At 63.5% G+C, this 17,302-nt stretch carries 7 protein-coding genes; 1 reads left to right on the forward strand and 6 read right to left on the reverse strand.

The genetic code is table 11. The features are described 5' to 3' along the window. Positions 1 to 9,900, reverse strand: a 9,900-nt coding sequence (locus LB552_RS00005; protein WP_224601134.1) for an autotransporter-associated beta strand repeat-containing protein, incomplete at its 3' end; no start/stop codon positions are given. A gap of 228 nt (positions 9,901 to 10,128) precedes the next feature. Further along, on the reverse strand, positions 10,129 to 11,049 hold the full coding sequence (locus LB552_RS00010) for a helix-turn-helix transcriptional regulator (RefSeq protein WP_224601136.1): 921 nt from the start codon (positions 11,047 to 11,049) through the stop codon (positions 10,129 to 10,131). Positions 11,050 to 11,503: 454 nt separating this feature from the next. Here LB552_RS00010 and LB552_RS00015 point away from each other — a divergent pair, with 454 nt between their 5' ends. Further along, the gene (locus tag LB552_RS00015) at positions 11,504 to 12,568 is read left to right on the forward strand and encodes a LysR family transcriptional regulator (RefSeq protein WP_224601138.1); all 1,065 of its coding nucleotides are present in this window, start codon (positions 11,504 to 11,506) and stop codon (positions 12,566 to 12,568) included. Between the two features lie 562 nt (positions 12,569 to 13,130). On the opposite strand, the gene LB552_RS00020 is transcribed toward LB552_RS00015, so the two are convergent. The 4 genes from LB552_RS00020 to LB552_RS00035 all read right to left on the reverse strand — a co-directional run bounded on the left by LB552_RS00020 (position 13,131) and on the right by LB552_RS00035 (position 17,252). After that, positions 13,131 to 14,192 carry an ABC transporter ATP-binding protein gene (locus LB552_RS00020; RefSeq protein ID WP_224601140.1) on the reverse strand — a complete coding sequence of 354 codons (1,062 nt, stop codon included), beginning with the start codon at positions 14,190 to 14,192 and terminating at the stop codon, positions 13,131 to 13,133. A 7-nt stretch (positions 14,193 to 14,199) separates the two neighbouring features. Then, complete coding sequence (locus LB552_RS00025) at positions 14,200 to 15,012, reverse strand: carbohydrate ABC transporter permease (protein ID WP_224601142.1); 813 nt, start codon at positions 15,010 to 15,012, stop codon at positions 14,200 to 14,202. Next, entirely contained in the window at positions 15,012 to 15,893 is an 882-nt protein-coding gene (locus tag LB552_RS00030; protein WP_224601144.1) for a carbohydrate ABC transporter permease, read from the reverse strand. The genes LB552_RS00025 and LB552_RS00030 overlap by 1 nt, the downstream gene beginning before the upstream one ends. Before the next feature lie 66 nt (positions 15,894 to 15,959). Beyond that, complete coding sequence (locus LB552_RS00035; RefSeq protein ID WP_224601146.1) at positions 15,960 to 17,252, reverse strand: ABC transporter substrate-binding protein; 1,293 nt, start codon at positions 17,250 to 17,252, stop codon at positions 15,960 to 15,962. Positions 17,253 to 17,302 lie beyond the last annotated feature (50 nt).

A 17,302-nucleotide genomic window follows, 5' to 3' on the forward strand; every position in this document is an offset into this window, starting at 1 on the left:
GCCGAGGTTGGCATCGGCCGAGATCCGCAGCGTGCCGCCATTGATCGCGGTGCCGCCGGTGTAGCTATTGGTGCCGGCCAGCACCAGCGTTCCGGCATCCGTCTTCACCAGCTGGGCACTGCCGGTGAACGCCGAAGCGATCGTGGCCGTGTAGCCTGTGCCCGCGCTGCTGCCGTCACCGACCCGGATCGTCGACTGCGGCCCGAGGAGACCGATGTCGCCGCCCTGGATGACATAACCGTCGGTCGAGAACTGCATGCCGGCCGCCGTTACCTGGCCGAGCCCGTTGTCCACCGTCACCGTGCCGGCCTGCCCGGCGAAGATGGCGAAGGCGCCGTCGGAATAGCCCGCGTTGATCGAGCCGGTGTCTTCAGTCCAGTTGTCGTTGCCCGAGGAGCTTTGCCAGGTGCCGTTGCCGCCGTTGATGGTGCCGTCGAACTTCGGACCGGCATCGCCGTCCCAATAGTTCAGGTTCAGCCCGTTTGCATTGACCAGATTGACCTGATGATCGACGGAGGTTTGCACGAAATAGTTCGAGGACGGGATGGAGCCGACGGACAGGCCGTTGTTGGTCAAGGTCCCGCTGTAATCGAACACGCGGTAGATACCGGGGCTGAAGGTGCCGCCTGGCGAGACAGTCACGTTGAGCGTGCCGTCGAGAACGAGATTGCCGCCGACGGTGGTCAGATCGTTGAGAGCTCCTCCAGCGACATTCGCCCGGCCAAAGCTGTAGTTGAGGATCGAGCCGCCGGCGAGCGTCAGATCGCCGGCGATGGCCAGCGTGCCCGGCGTGCCGTCGGCAGATCCTGGCGACAGCGTCGCGCCGTCGGCCACCGTGACATTGCCGCCGATCGTGCCCTTGCCGCCAAGCGTGGCGCCGATCCCGACCGAGGTAAGCCCTGTGGCCAGGCTGTTGTCGCCATCGACATAGAGCCCGCCTGCCGCAACGGTAGTCGGCCCGGCATAGGCATTGGTACCGGTCAGCGTCAGCGCCGCGCCGCCCGTCTTGGTGAAGCGGCCCGCGCCGCTGATCGGACCGGACAGCGTGAGAGCGGCGTCTGTCTGGAACGTGCCGCCGCCCGTGTTGAGGGTGACGTCGCGCGCCGAGCCGAACGCGGCAGTGTTTTGCAGCGTCGCGCCATTGTCGAACGACAGCGCTCCCGCCGCGTCGCCGAGATTGGCATCGGCCGAGACCTGTAGCGTGCCGCCATGAATGGCGGTGCCGCCGGTGTAGTTGTTCGTGCCGCCAAGCACCAGAGTTCCGAGGTCGGTCTTCACCAGCTGGCTGGCGCCGGTGAGGGTCGCGGCGATCGTTGCCGTGTAGCCCGCGCTCGGCAGGGTGCCGTCGCCGACGCGGATCGTCGCCTGCGATCCAACCAGCTCGATGTCCTGTCCTTGGACCAAGTAGCCGTCGGTAGCGAACTGCATGCCCGCGGCCTGCACCTGGCCATTGGTGTTGTCGACCGTCACCGTGCCAGCGCTACCTGCGAAAATTGCGAAGCTGCCGTTCGAGAAGGCGGCGTTTATGTCGCCGTCGGAGCCGGTCCAGTTGTCGTCGCCGGCCGCCCGCCAGGTGCCATTGCCGCCGTCAATGCCATCATTGGCCTTCGGCCCGGCATCGCCGTCCCAGAAGTTGAGCGTCATCGCGCTGATATCGACCAGGTTCACCTGACCTGCAACGGAGGTCTGCACGACGTGATCGCTCGACGTGGTATCAAGCCCGTTGTCAGTCAGAGCGCCGTCATAGCTGATGACGCGATAGATGCCCGGGCCGAAATTGCCGCCGGGCGCCTCCGTCACGTTGATCGTGCCGTCGAGCGTCAGATTGCCGTGCACGACCGTGAGGTCGTTATAGGCGCCACCGACGACGCCAGCCTGGCCGAACGAATAGTCGAGGTTCGAGCCGTCAGCCAGTTCGAGCTTGCCGTTGATGGTAAGGGTGCCGGGCGTTGAGCCCGGGCCACCGGGTGCCAGTCGGCCCGCAACGTCGACGAAGACATCGCCGCCGATGGTGCCGTTGCCGCCCAGCGTGCCGAAATTGACGTTGGTCAACCCAGTCCCGGCGCTCTGGTCGCCATCGATGTAGAGCCCGCCACCGCCGACAATCAGCGTGTTGCCGGCGTAGCTATTGTCGGCCGTGAGCACGGTGTTGCCAGTTCCGTCCTGGGTGACGCCGCCGCTGCCGGAGATCGTGCCGCCAAAAGCATAGAGATTGGAGCGGTTGAAGCTGAGCGTACCGTTGTCGACCACATCGCCGAGGATCGACCCGGTCGTGCCGCCGGTGCCCAGCATCAGGAGGCCGCTCGCAACAGTCGTGCCGCCGGCATAGGTGTTGTCGGCGCCGAGGATCAGCGCGCCGGTTCCCGTCTTGGTGAGCGCCCCTGCCCCGTCGACCGCGCCTTCCCACTGCACAGTGCTGTCGACCTGGAACGTTCCTCCGCCCACCAGAAGCGTCGCGTTGCGGCTGGCGACGATGCTGGCTGCACCTTGCTGGAAGAGCGTGCCGCCATCAAAGGTGACCTTGCCGGCAGCGTTGCCGAGATTGGCATCGGCGGTGATCTGCACCGTGCCGCCATTGATGACGGTGCCACCCTGGTAGCTGTTGGCGCCGCTGAGAACCAGCGTGCCGGCGCCGTCCTTGGTCAGCGCGCCGGTGCCGCTCACGGTGCCGTCCAATGCCAAGCTGGTCGCCCCATCGGTGTCGAAGGTGCCGCCACCGACATTGAGCGTCACGGCGCGCCCGGAAACGATATCGGCCGTCGTGTGCAGCGTGCCGCCATCGAGCGAAAGCCCTCCGGAAGCATCGCCGAGATTGCCGTCAGTCGAAACCTGCAGCGTGCCGCCATAGATCGCCGTGCCGCCGCTGTAGCTGTTGGCGCCCGACAGCACCAGCGTGCCCAGGTCGGTCTTCACCAGCTGGGTCGCGCCCGTCAGTTTGGAGGCGATGGTCGCGACATATCCGGAACCCGACGCCGACCCATCGCCGACGCGTATGATCGATTGCGGGCCGACCAAGCCGATGTCGCCGCCCTGGACGAGGTAGCCGTCGGTGGCGAACTGCATGCCCGAGGCCCGCACCTGGCCATTCGTGTTGTCGACCGTCACCGTGCCGGCAGCACCCTGGAAGATGGCGAAGCTGGCGTTAGCGAAGGGCGCGGCGAAGTTGCCGCTGGCATCGGTCCAGTTCTGGTCGCCGGCGGCCCGCCAGGTGCCATTGCCGCCATTGACGATGCTGTTGGAATGGGGGCCGGCATCGCCATCCCAGTAGCTGAGCTGCAGCCCCGCCGAGTTGACGAGGTTGACCTGGTTGGCCACGGAAGTCTGCACGAAATAGTTCGGGTCCGTGACATTGAGCCCATTGTCGGTCAACGAGCCGTTGTAGCTGATGATGCGATAGGTGCCGGGTCCGAAATTGCCGCCAGGGCTCTGCGTCACGTTGAGCGTGCCGTCGAGGGTGAGGTTGCCGCCGACATTGATCAGGTCGTTGAGCGGACCGCCGACGACATCCGCCTGGCCGAAGTTGACGTTGAGGTTGGAGTTCCCCAGCGCGAGGTTGCCGTTGATGCTCAGCGTGCCTGGAGCGTTGCCGGCCCCGCCCGGGCTTAGCGTGGCGCCGTCGACGACGGTGACGCTGCCGCCGATCGTGCCGGTGCCGCCCAGCGTCGCCCCGTTCGCGACCGTCGTCGGTCCTGTGGCGCCGGATTGATTGCCGTCGATGAGCAGCGTGCCGGCATTGACGTTCGTCGCGCCGGTATAAGTATTGGTTCCGGTGAGCGTGGTGGTTCCGGTGCCGAGCTTGTTGACCGCGCCGGTGCCGGAGATGGCGCTACCGAAGGTGTAGTTATTGTTCAGGTTGAAGGCGAGCGTGCCGTTGTTGGTCACGTTCGGCGTCGTCAGCGCGCCGGCGACAGCGCCATTGCCGATCTGCAGCGTGCCGGCGGCGATCGTCGTGCCGGCGCTGTAGCTGTGATTGCCGGTCAGCGTCAGCGTGGCTGCGCCTTGCTTGTTCAGGCTTTCGAAACCGGTGATCTGAGCGCCGTCGAGCGTGCGGCTGAGGGTGGTGGTCACCTGCAGCGTGTCGGAGCCGCTACCGCCGTCCACGCCGACTCCGGCGATCGTCGCAAGACCGCTCAACAGGAAAGTGTCGTTGCCGCTGCCAAGATTCAATGCGGCTGCGCCGGTATTCAGCGAACCGGCGGTAAGATTGAGGCTGTTGCCGCCTCCGCCAAGCGTGCCGTTGCCGAGCAACGCGCCGCCAGTGATGTTGATCGTGGCGCCGCCGGTCCCGCCCGTGAACAACGTCTGCGTGCCGCCGGCGGCCTGGACCGTGCCGCCGCCGACGTTGAGCTTCGAGCCTGAGTTCATCGTGATCGTCGGCGTGGTTATGGAGGCGCCCCCTCCGTTGCTCTGCAGCGTGCCAGCGTTGATCGTGATCCCCCCGGCGCTCGTGAGGCCGCCATTCACCTGCAGCGTGCCGGCGTCGATGCGCGTGTTGCCGCCGATCGCGTTGGTTGCCGAGGTGAGGATCGTCGTGCCGGTGCCGATCTGGGCGATGTTGCCGGAACCGCTCAGCGTGCCCGTGAAGCTGAAGGTGTCGGAGCGGTTGAAGGAAAGCGTGGAGGTCGCATTGGCGACGATGACGTTGCCGGCGCCGGCATTGCCGCTGGTGCCGCCATTGCCGATGATCAGGTTGCCGTCATTGATGACCGTGTTGCCGGTGAAGGTGTTGTTGCCGGTGAGCACCCAGGTGCCGCTGTCGTTCTTGGCGAGCGTGGTCGTGCCGCCGGGGCCATCGATGATGGTGCCGCCCATCGTGTTGAGCCCGGTATTGGTGCCGCCCAGCGCCAGCGTGCGGTTTCCGCTGCCGGTATAGGCGGCCGAACCGGTGTTCTTGAAGACGATCGCGCCGGTGCCCGAGGATTCGATGAAGCTGATGCCGGTCTGCAATGTGAACAGGCGATCCGTCTCGTCACCCGCGCCCGTATAGCGCAACGTCGAGCCACTGCCGATCACCAAATTCGTCGCGGCATTGGTTGACTTTCCGATCGAGCTCGCCTGATCGCCGTCGGCGAGCTTGCTTACCGCAAGCACCCCGCCGCTGATCGTGGTGACGCCGGTATAGGTGCTGGTCGTGTTGTTCAAGACCCACGTGCCGGCACCGGACTTCGTCAGCGACGTGGCGCCCACGGAGGGATCGTCGATGCGCGCTGAAAGCGAGTTGTTGGCCGTGTTGCTGCCGGCGAGCGTGAGCGTGCGGTTGCCCGTTCCCGACAGTGTTACCGCCGTGCTGGTGAAATTGATCGCGCCCGAGCCGGAGGCATCGAGAGTGCCGCCGCTCGTTCCGAGCGTGAACTGGCGATCCGTGCTGCCGGCGGCGCCGATATATTGCAGCGTGCCGCCGTTAAGCACCAGGTTGGTTGCCGCGGCGCTGGAATCGCCTATCGAGCTTGCGAACCCGCCATTGGCGAGACAGCTCACGGCAAGCGTGCCGCCGGTGATCGTGGTGACGCTATCGTAGGTGCTGCTGCAGCCGGAGAGCGTCTGCGTGCCGGAGACGCTTTTCGTGAGGCCACCAGTACCCGTGATCGCTCCACTGAAATTGAAGCCACTGCTAAGGGTAAGCGTGGCCGTTCCGAGAGCCACGCTGCCGCCCCCGTTGAGCCCGCCCACTGTGTTGTTGTTGTCGGCGAGATCAAGTGTCGCGCCACTGTTCACCGTCACGGCGCCCGTGCCGAAGGCGCTTGTCGAACCGGCCCGCAAGATGCCGCCGGTAATCGTCGTTCCACCGCTGTAATTGTTGGTCCCGGACAATATCAGCGTGCCGGGTCCGTCCTTACGGAGCGCACCGAGACCTGTGGCCTGCCCGCTGAAGGTCAGCGTGGTGGCCGCGTTCGCCACACCGATAGCGCCCGTTCCTCCCTGGAGCGTGAAGCCGCGATTCGTCGCGACCGTCCCGCCGGTATAGTTCAATGCGCCGTTGCTAAAAACGAGATTGGTCGACGCACTGCCGGACATGCCAATGTCACTGAGCTCGCCGCCATTGGCCAGGCAGCCGACGTTGAGGGTGCTGTTGCCAGTCAGCGTGGTGGCCCCGGAATAGGTGTTGCCGCAGCCGCTGAAGGTTTGGGTGCCGGCCGCGAGGGTGACCCCGCCCGTGCCGCCAATCACGCCCGTGAAGTTGCCGTTGCTATTGATCTTGAGGGTGCCCGAGCCCAGCGTGACATTGCCACCGCCATTGAGCCCACCGACGAAGACACTGTTGCCGGCGAGGTCCACTGTCGCGCCGCTAGCCACGGTCATAGCGCCAGCGCCCGCGCCGGCAGCGTCGCCGCCAAAGGCTTGAGCAGACCCTGCCCGCAGGATGCCGGCGTTGACGGTGGTGCCACCGGTGTAGGTGTTCGTGCCCGACAGCACCAAGCTTCCGGCGCCGGTCTTGGTGAGGCTTCCCGCGCCGGCCGCCGTGCCGCTCATCGTCAGCGCAGTGCCGCCGATCACGTCAATGCCGCCGCCGCCCGCACCGAGTGTGAAGCCGCGGTTGGTGCTGGCGGTTGCGCCGATATAGCCCAGCTTGCCACCATTCTGCAGGACCAGGCTGGTCGAGGCATTGCTGGAAGCGCCAATGGAGCTGTTGATGCCTCCATTGGCGAGCGTGGTCACCGCAAGCGTGCCGCCGTTGACAGTGGTGGTGCCGGTATAGTTGTTGTTGCCCCCGGCAAGCGTCAGCGTGCCGGCGCCGTCTTTGATGAAATTGGCACCGTCGGGGCTCACCACCTGCCCGGAGAAGGACAGGTTGGCGGCGGCATTCGTCACGTTGATCGTGCCCGAGGTGGTGGCGCCCGAGCGGGCCAGGGTGAAGCCGCGGTCGGTGGAGGCGCTCGGCCCGGTATATTCGAGCGTGGCGCCTTGGATCATCAGGTTCGATGAAGCGGAGGTCGAAGCACCGATGGCGCTGGCGACACCGCCATTGGCGACCGAATTGATCGAGAGCGTCCCCTGGCTCACGGTCGTGGCGCCAGTGTAGGTATTGCTGCCGGACAGCACCACCTTGCCCGTCCCGGCCTTGCTGAAGCCGACGATGCCGGTGTTGTCGACAATGGTCGAGGCGATGGTGAAGGTGCCGGTGCCGTTCTGCTGGACGCCCAGCACGCCGCCGCCCAGCGTGCCCGTCATCGAACCGCCGGTGATCGTCTGGTTCGCCGCGCCCACTGAGGGTGCGACGATGATGGTGCCGTCAACGCCGAGGGTTTGGCCGCTCGCTACGGTCACCGTCGAGTTTGCGGCCGCGGTATATTGCAGCCCGCCGATCTGGATGCTGGCGCCGACCGTGTTGAAGAAGGGCGTGTTCGCCGCTCCGCCGGCGTCGCTCAGGATCTGGTTGGCCTGCCATAGGCTGGCATTGTCCTGGTTGACGTAATCGGCCGCGGTAAAGGCAACGATATTGCCGCCCACCACCTTGGCATAATCCGAGCCGTTGACCGTCGCCCAGCCGCCGAGCGCGCCGTCGGCATTGCTGGTCGCAATCGCGCCGGCGGTGGGCAGAACGAAATTGGCGAGGCCGCCGGTGCGGGTGATGGCGCCAAGACTGACGGTGGTGCTGCCGCCGGCGCCGGAGGTGGCGCTCACCGTGTTGTTGCCCGTGGTGATCGTGAGGCCGCCGAAGCTCTGCAGATTCGTCTCGCCTGCGGCACCCTTGACGGTCAACGTTCCGCCATTCATGACGAGCGGCGACGAGCCAGAGATAATGCCGCTGGTCGGCCCTCCGGCCGGCGAGAAGTCGAGCGCCAGCGTGCCGCCGCCGATCGTCGTTGCGCCCGTATAGGTGCTGGCGCCCGTCAACGTCAGCGTGCCTGCGCCGAGCTTGGTCAGACTGCCGCCGGTGCCGGTGATGCTGCCACCATAGGTGTTGGTGACCCCGGTGCCCAGATTGAGGGTAAGGTTGCCGCTCCCCATCGCGACGGCGCCGCCCGTGCCGTTTAGCGAGGTGGGCGCAAGATTGTTGCCATTGAGGTCCAGTATGCCGCCGTTGACCGTGACATTGGTCACGGTGCCGAAGGCCGAGGCGCTGCCGGCGCGCAGCGTGCCACCGTTCACGGTGATGGCGCCCGTGCGCGTGTTCGCGCCTGTAAGCACCCAGGTGGCCGCGCCAGAGCTGGCGAGGGTGCCCGTTCCGGAGATCACGCCGGATAAGGCGTTGTCTGCGCCGGCATAGCTGCCGCCGAAAGTCAGTGTTGAGCCGGCATTGAGCGTGGTGGTGCCGCTGAGCGTCAGCGCTCCTGAACCATCGTTGCTGACAGTGCTCGCGCCGCTGACCGACAATGCACGGTTGCTGCTTGCGCCGGCGCCGGTGTAGCTGAGGGTTCCACTGGTGAACGCTATGCTCGTGCCCGCGCCGAGAGAGCTGTTCACCCCGCCATTGGCGAGCGTGCCGACCTTCACGACACCGCTTTCGATCGAAGCCGATCCGGTAAAGCTATTGGCATCCCCGAGCGTGATGGCGCCGCTGGCGCCGGCGATGAACCTGAACGGGTTGGCCGTTGAGCTGCTGAGAACGCCCAACAGCTGCAAATCGGCGTTGGCCGCCGAAAATGCGACAGCCGTGCCCCCCGTGACCGAAACATTGCCAGTCAGCTTCAGGAGGCCGCTGCCGGAGTTCTGGATAAGAGCGGTCGGTGCGCCGATACCGGTGTTGATCTGCCAGTTCCGGTTGGATGTATTCCCGGTTCCGGTATAATAGAGCCCCGACACACCTGAGTTGGCCGACAAGCTGATCGTGTCCCCGGCGCCCAGGGCGCTGGCCTCGCCGATATTGCCTATCGAGGTGAACGAGGCCGCAGCCGCGCTGTTCACAAAAAAATTCACCGGACCGGCAAAGTCGTTCGTGTTGTCGCTCAGAGTGATCGAGCCGGTGCTGCCGACAGCGGTGACGTTCAACCCGCCGCTTCCGGTGTAGTGGGCGGATCCGGCGCCTGCTACCTGCACGGTGCCTTGGCCCGTGAGGCTGACGGTTCGCCCACTCAGCGAACCACTGGCACTTAAAGTCGTTCCCGCGGACAAGTTTACGACGTTGGTTGCGTTGCCCAGCGCGGCGTTCGAGCTGACAGACAGAATGCCCGTGTTGACGTTGATTGCACCGGTGAAGGTGTTTGTGCCGGTCAGGCTCAAGGTGCCGGCGTTGATATTTACATTTCCCGAAAACGTGTTGTTGCCGGACAAAGTCAAAGTGCCGCCACCGGCCTTGGTCAGCCCTGCCGTACCGGCGACGATTGAACTGATGGTGGCGTTCCCGGCTGCCGTGATCGTTGGCGTCGTGCCGCCGAGTGTCAGCGTACCGCCTGCAATGGTATAGCCGCTGACGTTGAACGTAAGGCTGCCAGCCGTGATCGGCGCACCAAGCGTGACCGTCCCCGCCGTGCCGGCGAAGATGGCGTTGTCCGGGGTGCCGTTGTTCCAGGTGACGAACGGGCCCGCCGTGGCATTGCCGGTGGTGTTCCAGAGCGCCGGCGCCGCGGTGTTCCAGGTTCCGGTGCCGCCAAGCTGAAGTCCCGAACCGTCGGCGTCCCAGTAGAGATCCGCGGCGCCCGCCTGGTTGGCCGCCAGGCCCGTGAGAAGCGCGAGCAGGACAGCGGCGCTACGCGGACGAGAGACAGATGCGATCATGTGGGCAAGGTTCGGCGCAAAGCTCGCCGCCTCGCCCTTCCACTTGGTCATGCGCCCGCCGCGCAGCAGCTGCGAGAAGATCGGCCTGTCAGCTTGCTTCGCCGCCCGTCCCCTGGAACCCCGACGCGCTTGGGAGGATGCGCGCCCGGGATGTAGGTCGCCGGTTTTCGACCTCGGGTCGTGGCCGCCGTCGTCGGCGGCCTTCTGGTCGTGGATCGTCCCGCCGCAGGCCAACCCAGCCATGTATTCCCCCTAAATTAGCAAGCAGTAATGCATTGTGCTCCGATGAATCAGAGCACAAATTGAAAACAAGGCATGGAAACGCTGCCGCGTATTTCAAGAAAAAGCGAAATTTTGCAGAAAACGGCGATCCATATCGCGGCCCGGGCGTCCTTGAATGAAAGTGTTACTCCAAAGGCACAAGCTGTTGTTGTACAATGCTAATATAGGATTAACGGGATGCGGCCCGTTTCAGGACGAGGAGCGTAACCGGGTCGGTGTGGTGCCTCGGTATTTCTTCATCGCCGCAGTCAAATGGCTCTGGCTGGAGAACCCGCTGAGATAGGCCACATCGGCTATTGTCAATTGCTGCTCCGCGAGCACTCCGGCAGCGTGGTCAAGCCGCAGATCGAGCAGATAGCGGTGCGGCGATTTTCCGAAAGTTTTGGTGAATGCGTGGGTAAATTGACGGGGCGACAGGTTCGCTAGCGCCGCAAGCTCGTTGACGGAGATCTTCTGTGCAAGATTGACCTTCAGGAAGTCCTGAAGGCTGCGCGTTGCTTTCCGCGTAAGACCGCCCTTGAAAGGTTGGGGCACGACGTCGTCGCGCGCGGAATAGGCTTGAAGGAGATGCACGCCCAGGATTGCAATGAGGCGCTCGACGTAGAACTCGCTGGGGCCGTGCTCCTTTGTCAGTTCAGCTTTGAGCAATTGCGCGATGCGCAAGGCCGTGTGATCCACAGCACCGAAAGGCGGGGGCCCTAGTTCGGCTTGGCCCGAGCCGAATTGCTGCCGGGCAAGCTCTTTTAGGCTGTCATCCGGATAGACGATGATCGCGCTTTCCCGGGCCTTCGCCAGGTAGAGGCGAGCTTCGAGATGCGCCGGCTTGACAATGATGTCGCCTGCAGGAGCGTCATAGCGCTCGGCTTTGCTGTCGCCCAGTCCGGCGCACGTGCCCGGCGCGGATTCGAGGCCGACACAAACGACATGGTGACCGGCCGGCAAGGTGTGCGATCCGGACGGCGTCACCGAATATGCCGCCGCCCCTCGCTCTGTGGATATCGTCGAAGCGTCGGCCATAGAAAGGATCGAATCCAAACCAACTGAGTGAGGACCGGCATCTTGATCATGCTTCGAAGGAGCCATGCTAGTTTGGCCGGCAGTACGGGTCATGCGTTAGCATTGCCTAAAATGTATCCGCCTTGTGGGTTTGAGGACCCAACGTTATTTACACGCTCACGTTCCGATGGAACGGCATTTTGTGATGTTGGCTACTTTGGGCCACCTGTCGGCATCCGACCAAGAACGCAATAACATTTGATGCTACTGGCTGGCGCAACAAGAAGCCGCTGCGCCAGGCTCGATGGCGCTCGTGCGTGACCTTTGCCCAAACCTTCATGGTTGGGATCCACAAGAGCAGTTGAGCTATTGTCGCAGTTATTGCTGCAGGGCCATGCGCAATGGACGAGGACAGCAGGCCGCAGACCTGTTATTGCTACTTGTCAAACGACCGCTCGCCGCAGCACTCTTCCCCACTCCTCGATTCTCAGCCTCACTGATGACATTAGGCGGGCGCTTCAATCCATAAAAGAGCGCGTCATCGAACCCTTCGTTCGGAATTTTGAACATGGAAAGCCACCTGCCTTACGAACTGAAAGACATAAGCTGTTTCGTTCAGGTCGCCCGCGCCGGAAGCATATCCCGTGCCGCGGACACTTATAGCATTCCCAAATCGACGCTCAGCCACCACCTGCAGAGATTGGAGGATGCGCTTCAGGTGCAATTGTTCGTGCGAAAGCGCCGAGGGCTGGAGCTTACGGACGCCGGGAGGGAGTATCTCGACAATTGCGTGGCCATCTTCGACAGTTGCGAGAACGCCGCCAGCGCTGCGCAGCGTGCTCACTCGTCCATCAGCGGGAGTGTCCGTGTTATAGCCAGTTCCGAATTTGGGACGGCAATCATCGGCGCTGCGGCGCACTTCCTCCTGCGCGATAACCCCGACATCGATATAGACGTGAAGATCATCCCAAACGACAAGCTTATCGTGGGTGACTTCGATTTCGACTGCATGATCTATGTTGGCGAGCCGCCAAACTCGGCCCTGATGCGTCGAACCCTGGGCGCCATCTCCTACGGACTGTATGCCAGCCCCGACTTTCTGGCTCGGCATGGAACACCGGAAACAATCGCCGACATCGAACGGCTGAACGGCGTGGTCTACATGCGCAACAGCGTGGTCGAACGGTGGCGGCTGCGCAAAGACAAGACCCTCGCCGAGGCCAAACCGATCGGCAAGTTCAAAGTCAACGACTATTGGATGACGAAATACTTCACGGCAATAGGATCAGCGATCAGCTACCTGCCCGATTTCTTCGTCGAGTACGAAGTAGAGGCCGGCGCGCTGGTGCCCGTCTTGCCCGCCTGGCGCTCCGAGAAGCGATCCATCTATGCGCTCTACCCGGCGCAAAGACACCGCAGCCCGCGCGTCATGAAGTTCGTGGAGACCGTCTCTCGCGAGTTCGACGGGGTCATCCGCTATCCAGGCTATCTGCTGGTCAAGCTGCAGGAAGGCTCGGGCGATGAAACTCACCGTGGAGGATCGGCACCATCCACGGACGGCAAGGACATTGCGAGGCTCCGAACTGCGCCCGATCGATTTCCATCAGACCAATCTCCGCCTCCGAAGCTTTGAATAGAGCATTCTGAGCGTACGAGGTCCGCATAGCGGGCGAATCGTTTCGGCACAGTGACGTCAGCCGCGCTGCCAAGGGAGCGGATAACTGCAGGGTTGGGGGGCAGCGCGCCTCATCGACCGTGCCAGAGAGATCTGCTTTTCGGTAGTTCGCCTGAATGGCCCATACGGGACGCATAGCTGCCTTTTTCCGACATCGGGCCGTGGTGGCTGACAATACCCCAACTCAACCAACCGGCAGGCCATCGGCGCGCTGCTGAGGCTGAGGTCGTCATCAACGTCCGCGACGTGCGTATCCTCGACCAGACCATCGCGCCGACTAGCTGCTGGCCACAACCGCGCAATGAACGTCGAATCGGCGATTGCCTTCCCCGAAACGCAATAACCGTCCCGGTTGGACCGGGACGGTTATTGATTTATGATAAAATTGGTTGCGGGGACTGGATCAAGCCCGCCGTCACGATGTAGCGGTCCTGTGCCACCGCAAGTATCGGCCTCTGGTTCCGCCGCATCTGCCGGTCACATGTTCCGCAACTTCCATCAACTCAAATCGTGCCGGGCGTCAGCGAATGCGACTACCGTCCCCATCGAAGATGCAGGTGCGCGTGGGTTGGAAGCGTAGTGTGATAGTCTCGCCGAAGCGCGGCTGATCCTCGCGTCGTTCTGCGACGATCGTTTCGCCAGAGGGCAGCGCGCCATGGACATATGAGGTCGAACCCAGCCGCTCGGTGACGTCGACGGCGAGCGAAAGCACCACACCTTCGTCCTCATCGAGATGTTCCGGCCGGATGCCGAGCGTAACGTTGCGGCCGTTCTCGAGCCGGGCTTTCAAATGCGTGATGTCCATCCTCGCCTCGCCGGCCGTGAGCGCCTTGCCGTCATCGACCACCGTCGCCTTGAGAAAGTTCATGCGCGGAGTGCCGATGAAACCGGCAACGAAGGCATTGTCCGGATCGTCGTAGAGCGACAGCGGCGTGCCGGTCTGCTCGATGCGGCCCGCCTTCAAGACGACGATCTTGTCGGCGAGTGTCAACGCCTCGGTCTGGTCGTGCGTGACATGGACCATGGTTCGGCGGATCGACTGGTGCAAGCGCTTGATCTCGGCGCGAAGCTCGGTGCGTAGCGCGGCATCCAGATTGGAGAGTGGCTCGTCGAACAGAAAGAGCCGCGGGTCGCGGACCAGCGCCCGGCCAATGGCGACGCGCTGCCGCTGGCCGCCGGAAAGCTCGCGTGGGAGACGAGAAAGCAGCGACTCGATCTGGAGCAGGCGCGCGACGCCGGCAACCTTCTCATCAGACGTGCTGCGGTCGAGGCCGCGCATCTTCAGCGGGAAGGCGATGTTCTGTGCTACCGTCATCGTCGGGTAGAGCGCGTAGGACTGGAACACCATTGCGACATCGCGGTCCCGCGCTGGCAGGTTGGTGACATTGCGGTCCCCGATGACGATGGCGCCGGAATCGATCGGGTTAAGGCCGGCCACCGCATGCAGCAGCGTCGATTTCCCGCAACCGGACGGGCCGAGCAGGACGACGAAGGACCCCTCCTCCACCTCGACTGAAACGTCGTCCAGCACCTGGACCGCGCCATAGGATTTCGAGACCGACCGTATCGAGAGTTGCGCCATCTGAAGTTCAGCCTTTCACGCTGCCGAGCGTCATGCCGCGCACGACCTGCCCCTGCACCAGGATGCCGAGCACGATCATCGGCAGCATGATGAGCGTGGCGGCCGCGGTGAGCGCGCCCCACTGGATGCCCTGGAACGTCAGGAACGAGGTGATCGAGACCGGCAGTGTCTGGGTGTCGCGGCCAGTGAGCACCAATGCGACGAAGAACTCGTTCCAGGTGAAGAGCACACACAGGATCAGCGTCGCGACAATGCCGCCCCGCGCCGCCGGCAGATAGACGTGCCAGAAGATCGAAAACTCGCGTGCGCCGTCGACGCGCGCGGCGTCGCGCAACTCCTTCGGAATGTCATCGAAGAAGGTGATGAGCAGTGAGATGGCGAAAGGCACGTTGACGAAGGCATAGGCGGCGATCAGCAGCCAGTGCTTGTTGAGCGCGCCGATGCGGGTCGCCAGATAATACATCGGAATGACGAAGAGCAGCGCCGGCGCGATGCGCAGGCTGAGAATGAATTTCTCCCGAGCGCGGCGCAACTCCGCCGGCTGCTGCGCCAACCCGTAGGCGGCCACCGAGCCGACGGCGACAGCAAGCGCGCTGGAGAGGATCGAGACGATGAAGGAATTGGCGAAGGCGCTCAGGAAACCACGATTGGCAAAGACCGTTCGGTAATTGTCCAGCGTCGGACTGAACAGCCAAACCGGCGGGATGGCGAAGGCATCGCGGGTCGTCTTGTAGGACGTGACGACAACCCAGTAGAGGGGGAACAGCACCGCCAGCAGAAGCAGGGCCAGCCCGAGATAGAACAGCGCGCGCCTGGCCATCAGCGCTCCCCCGTCTTGGGGAAAAGCACGCTGTACATGGTCAGCAGCGCGACATTGGTGAACACCGTCAGGATGATGGCGATGGCCAAGGCATAGGAGATATCGAAATTGGTGAAGGCGGCGATATAGCCATAATAGTTCAGCGTCTCGGTCGACAGCGCCGGCCCGCCGCGCGTCATGATGTAGAAAAGGTCGAAGGCCTTGATGCTGTCGATCGCCCTGATCAGCGCGACGATGGCGAGTGCGCGGCGCAGCATGGGAAGAAGCACATACCAGGTGACCTGCCATTCGCGCGCACCATCGACCCGGGCGGCGTTGAGCGGGTCGGTTGGTGCCGATTCAAGCGCTGCCATCACCAGGAGAATGACGAAAGGTGTCCATTGCCAGATGTCGGCGATCAGCACCGAAAACAGCGCTATCTGGGGGCTGCCCAACCAGTCGACCTGGGAGATGCCTGCCAGCGACAGGAGATAGTTCGCCATGCCGGTGGCGGGATCGAAAAGGAACCGCCAGGTGAGCCCGACGACCACCGGCGTCATGATGATTGGCACGAGCAGCAGGGTGCGCACCAACCGTTTCATGGCGAAATCGCGGTCGAGGAAGAGCACTACGGCAAGGCCGAGCGCGATCTCGATGACCGTCGCGAGCACGGTGAAGAGCACGGTGCGCCACAGTGCCGCCATGGCGCGCGGATCGCCGAGGAAGCGGATGTAGTTGTCGAGGCCGACGAATTTTTCCCGGCCCGCCCTCATCAGCGAAAGGTCGTGTAGCGATATCCAGATGACGAACAGAGTCAGCGCCACCGACGCCACCGTCAGGCAGACGATGATCGGCTGGAAGAAATGTCTTGTCGGATCGGACGCTGGGGCCACGGGTCTCATCGGATCAACCTGAGAATTCACCCTGCCGCGCACAGGGAGCGCACGCGGCAGGGCACGCCTCTCGCCCTAGCGGGCGAGTGCGGCGTTGTTGGCGTCGTCGGCTTCCTTCAAGGCGTCGGCCGCACTTGCGGTTCCGGCGAGCGCCTTGGAGACGGCGATCCCTGTGTTGTTGATGATCTCGTTCGCCTTCTCAACTGTGGGCAGATACTGGGGATTACCGGCGTTGATGGCCGCGATCATGCCTTCTTTGAAGGCGCCGTAGCGCCTGCCGAAGCTGTCGCTGTTGAGCGCCGACAGCGAGGTCACGCCGGAGTTGGGATCGGTTTCCATCGACTTCAGCTGCTGCTCCTTGGCGGTCGCCCAGGCGGCGAAAAGCGCTGCCGCTTCCTGGTTCTTCGACTCGGCCGAGACGTACATCGAATGCACGGCGAGCGAGGACGAGCCGCCCTTGGGCGAAGCCGACTTCATCGGCACCGGCACATAGCCGACCTTGCCGACCACCGTCGAGACGGCGGGATCTTCGTTGTAGGCGCCGTTGACGGTCGCATCGAGCGTGATTGCCGCCTTGCCCTGCTGAAAGAGCAGCCGGTTCTCCTCCCAGCCGAAATTAGCGACGCCGACCGGGCCATAGTTCTTCAACACCCTGGTGAAAGCGTCGAGCGCGGCAATGCCCTCAGGCGTCGCCAGTGCCGACTTGCCGCTCGCATCGAAGAAGGAGCCGCCGAAGCCCCACAGATAGGCCGCCCAGACATAGACGCCCTGGATGCCCTGCTGGCCGCGCATAGTAATGCCGGCGATCTGCTTGTTGGTCTTTTCCGAGATGGTCTTCGCCGCGTTCTCAATGTCCTCGAAGGACTTGGGCGCGGCCAGCCCGTATTGCTCGAACAGGTCCTTGCGGTACATGACGAAGGTGCTCTCGCCATAGACCGGCAGCCCGTAGACCTTGCCGTCCAGCACATTGGTGTTGAAATAGCCGGGCACGAAATCGGTCTTGTCGAAATTCTCCTTGTGCTTGGCCAGGAAATCGTCGAGCGGCACTATGTAGCCGGACTTCACGAAGCCCGGCAGGTAGATGATGTTGTTCTGGACGACGTCGTAGCGGCCCGACTTGGAGGAGAACTCGAGCAGCTCCTTGGCGGTTATGTCCTGCTCCGGCACGACCTCGATGGCGACATCGATGCCGGTCTTGTCCTTGAATTCGGGCACCATCTTCTGGATGGCGTCGGTGGTCGGATGGCCCTCGAGCAGCACCGATATCTGAACGCCGTTGAACGGCTTGTCCTCGGCGGAGGCGGGCGCGGCAAGCGCCAGCGCGGCGGCGGCCGCGCCAAGCATAAGTAGATTGCGTCTGTTCAGCATGTTTTCGTCTCCCATTGTTGGGCCGCTTGGCCTCGTTGCAACAGCGCCTT

This window comes from Mesorhizobium sp. CA7 (assembly GCF_020165015.1).
Classification (GTDB): Bacteria; Pseudomonadota; Alphaproteobacteria; order Rhizobiales; family Rhizobiaceae; genus Mesorhizobium.

What these genes read in the sequence shown, in the direction of transcription:
- LB552_RS00025 (WP_224601142.1), bottom strand. Translation starts at nt 15,012, where the DNA reads ATGGCCAGGCGCGCGCTGTTCTATCTCGGGCTGGCCCTGCTTCTGCTG.
- LB552_RS00010 (WP_224601136.1), bottom strand. Translation starts at nt 11,049, where the DNA reads ATGACCCGTACTGCCGGCCAAACTAGCATGGCTCCTTCGAAGCATGAT.
- LB552_RS00035 (WP_224601146.1), bottom strand. Translation starts at nt 17,252, where the DNA reads ATGCTGAACAGACGCAATCTACTTATGCTTGGCGCGGCCGCCGCCGCG.
- LB552_RS00020 (WP_224601140.1), bottom strand. Translation starts at nt 14,192, where the DNA reads ATGGCGCAACTCTCGATACGGTCGGTCTCGAAATCCTATGGCGCGGTC.
- LB552_RS00015 (WP_224601138.1), top strand. Translation starts at nt 11,504, where the DNA reads ATGGAAAGCCACCTGCCTTACGAACTGAAAGACATAAGCTGTTTCGTT.
- LB552_RS00030 (WP_224601144.1), bottom strand. Translation starts at nt 15,893, where the DNA reads ATGAGACCCGTGGCCCCAGCGTCCGATCCGACAAGACATTTCTTCCAG.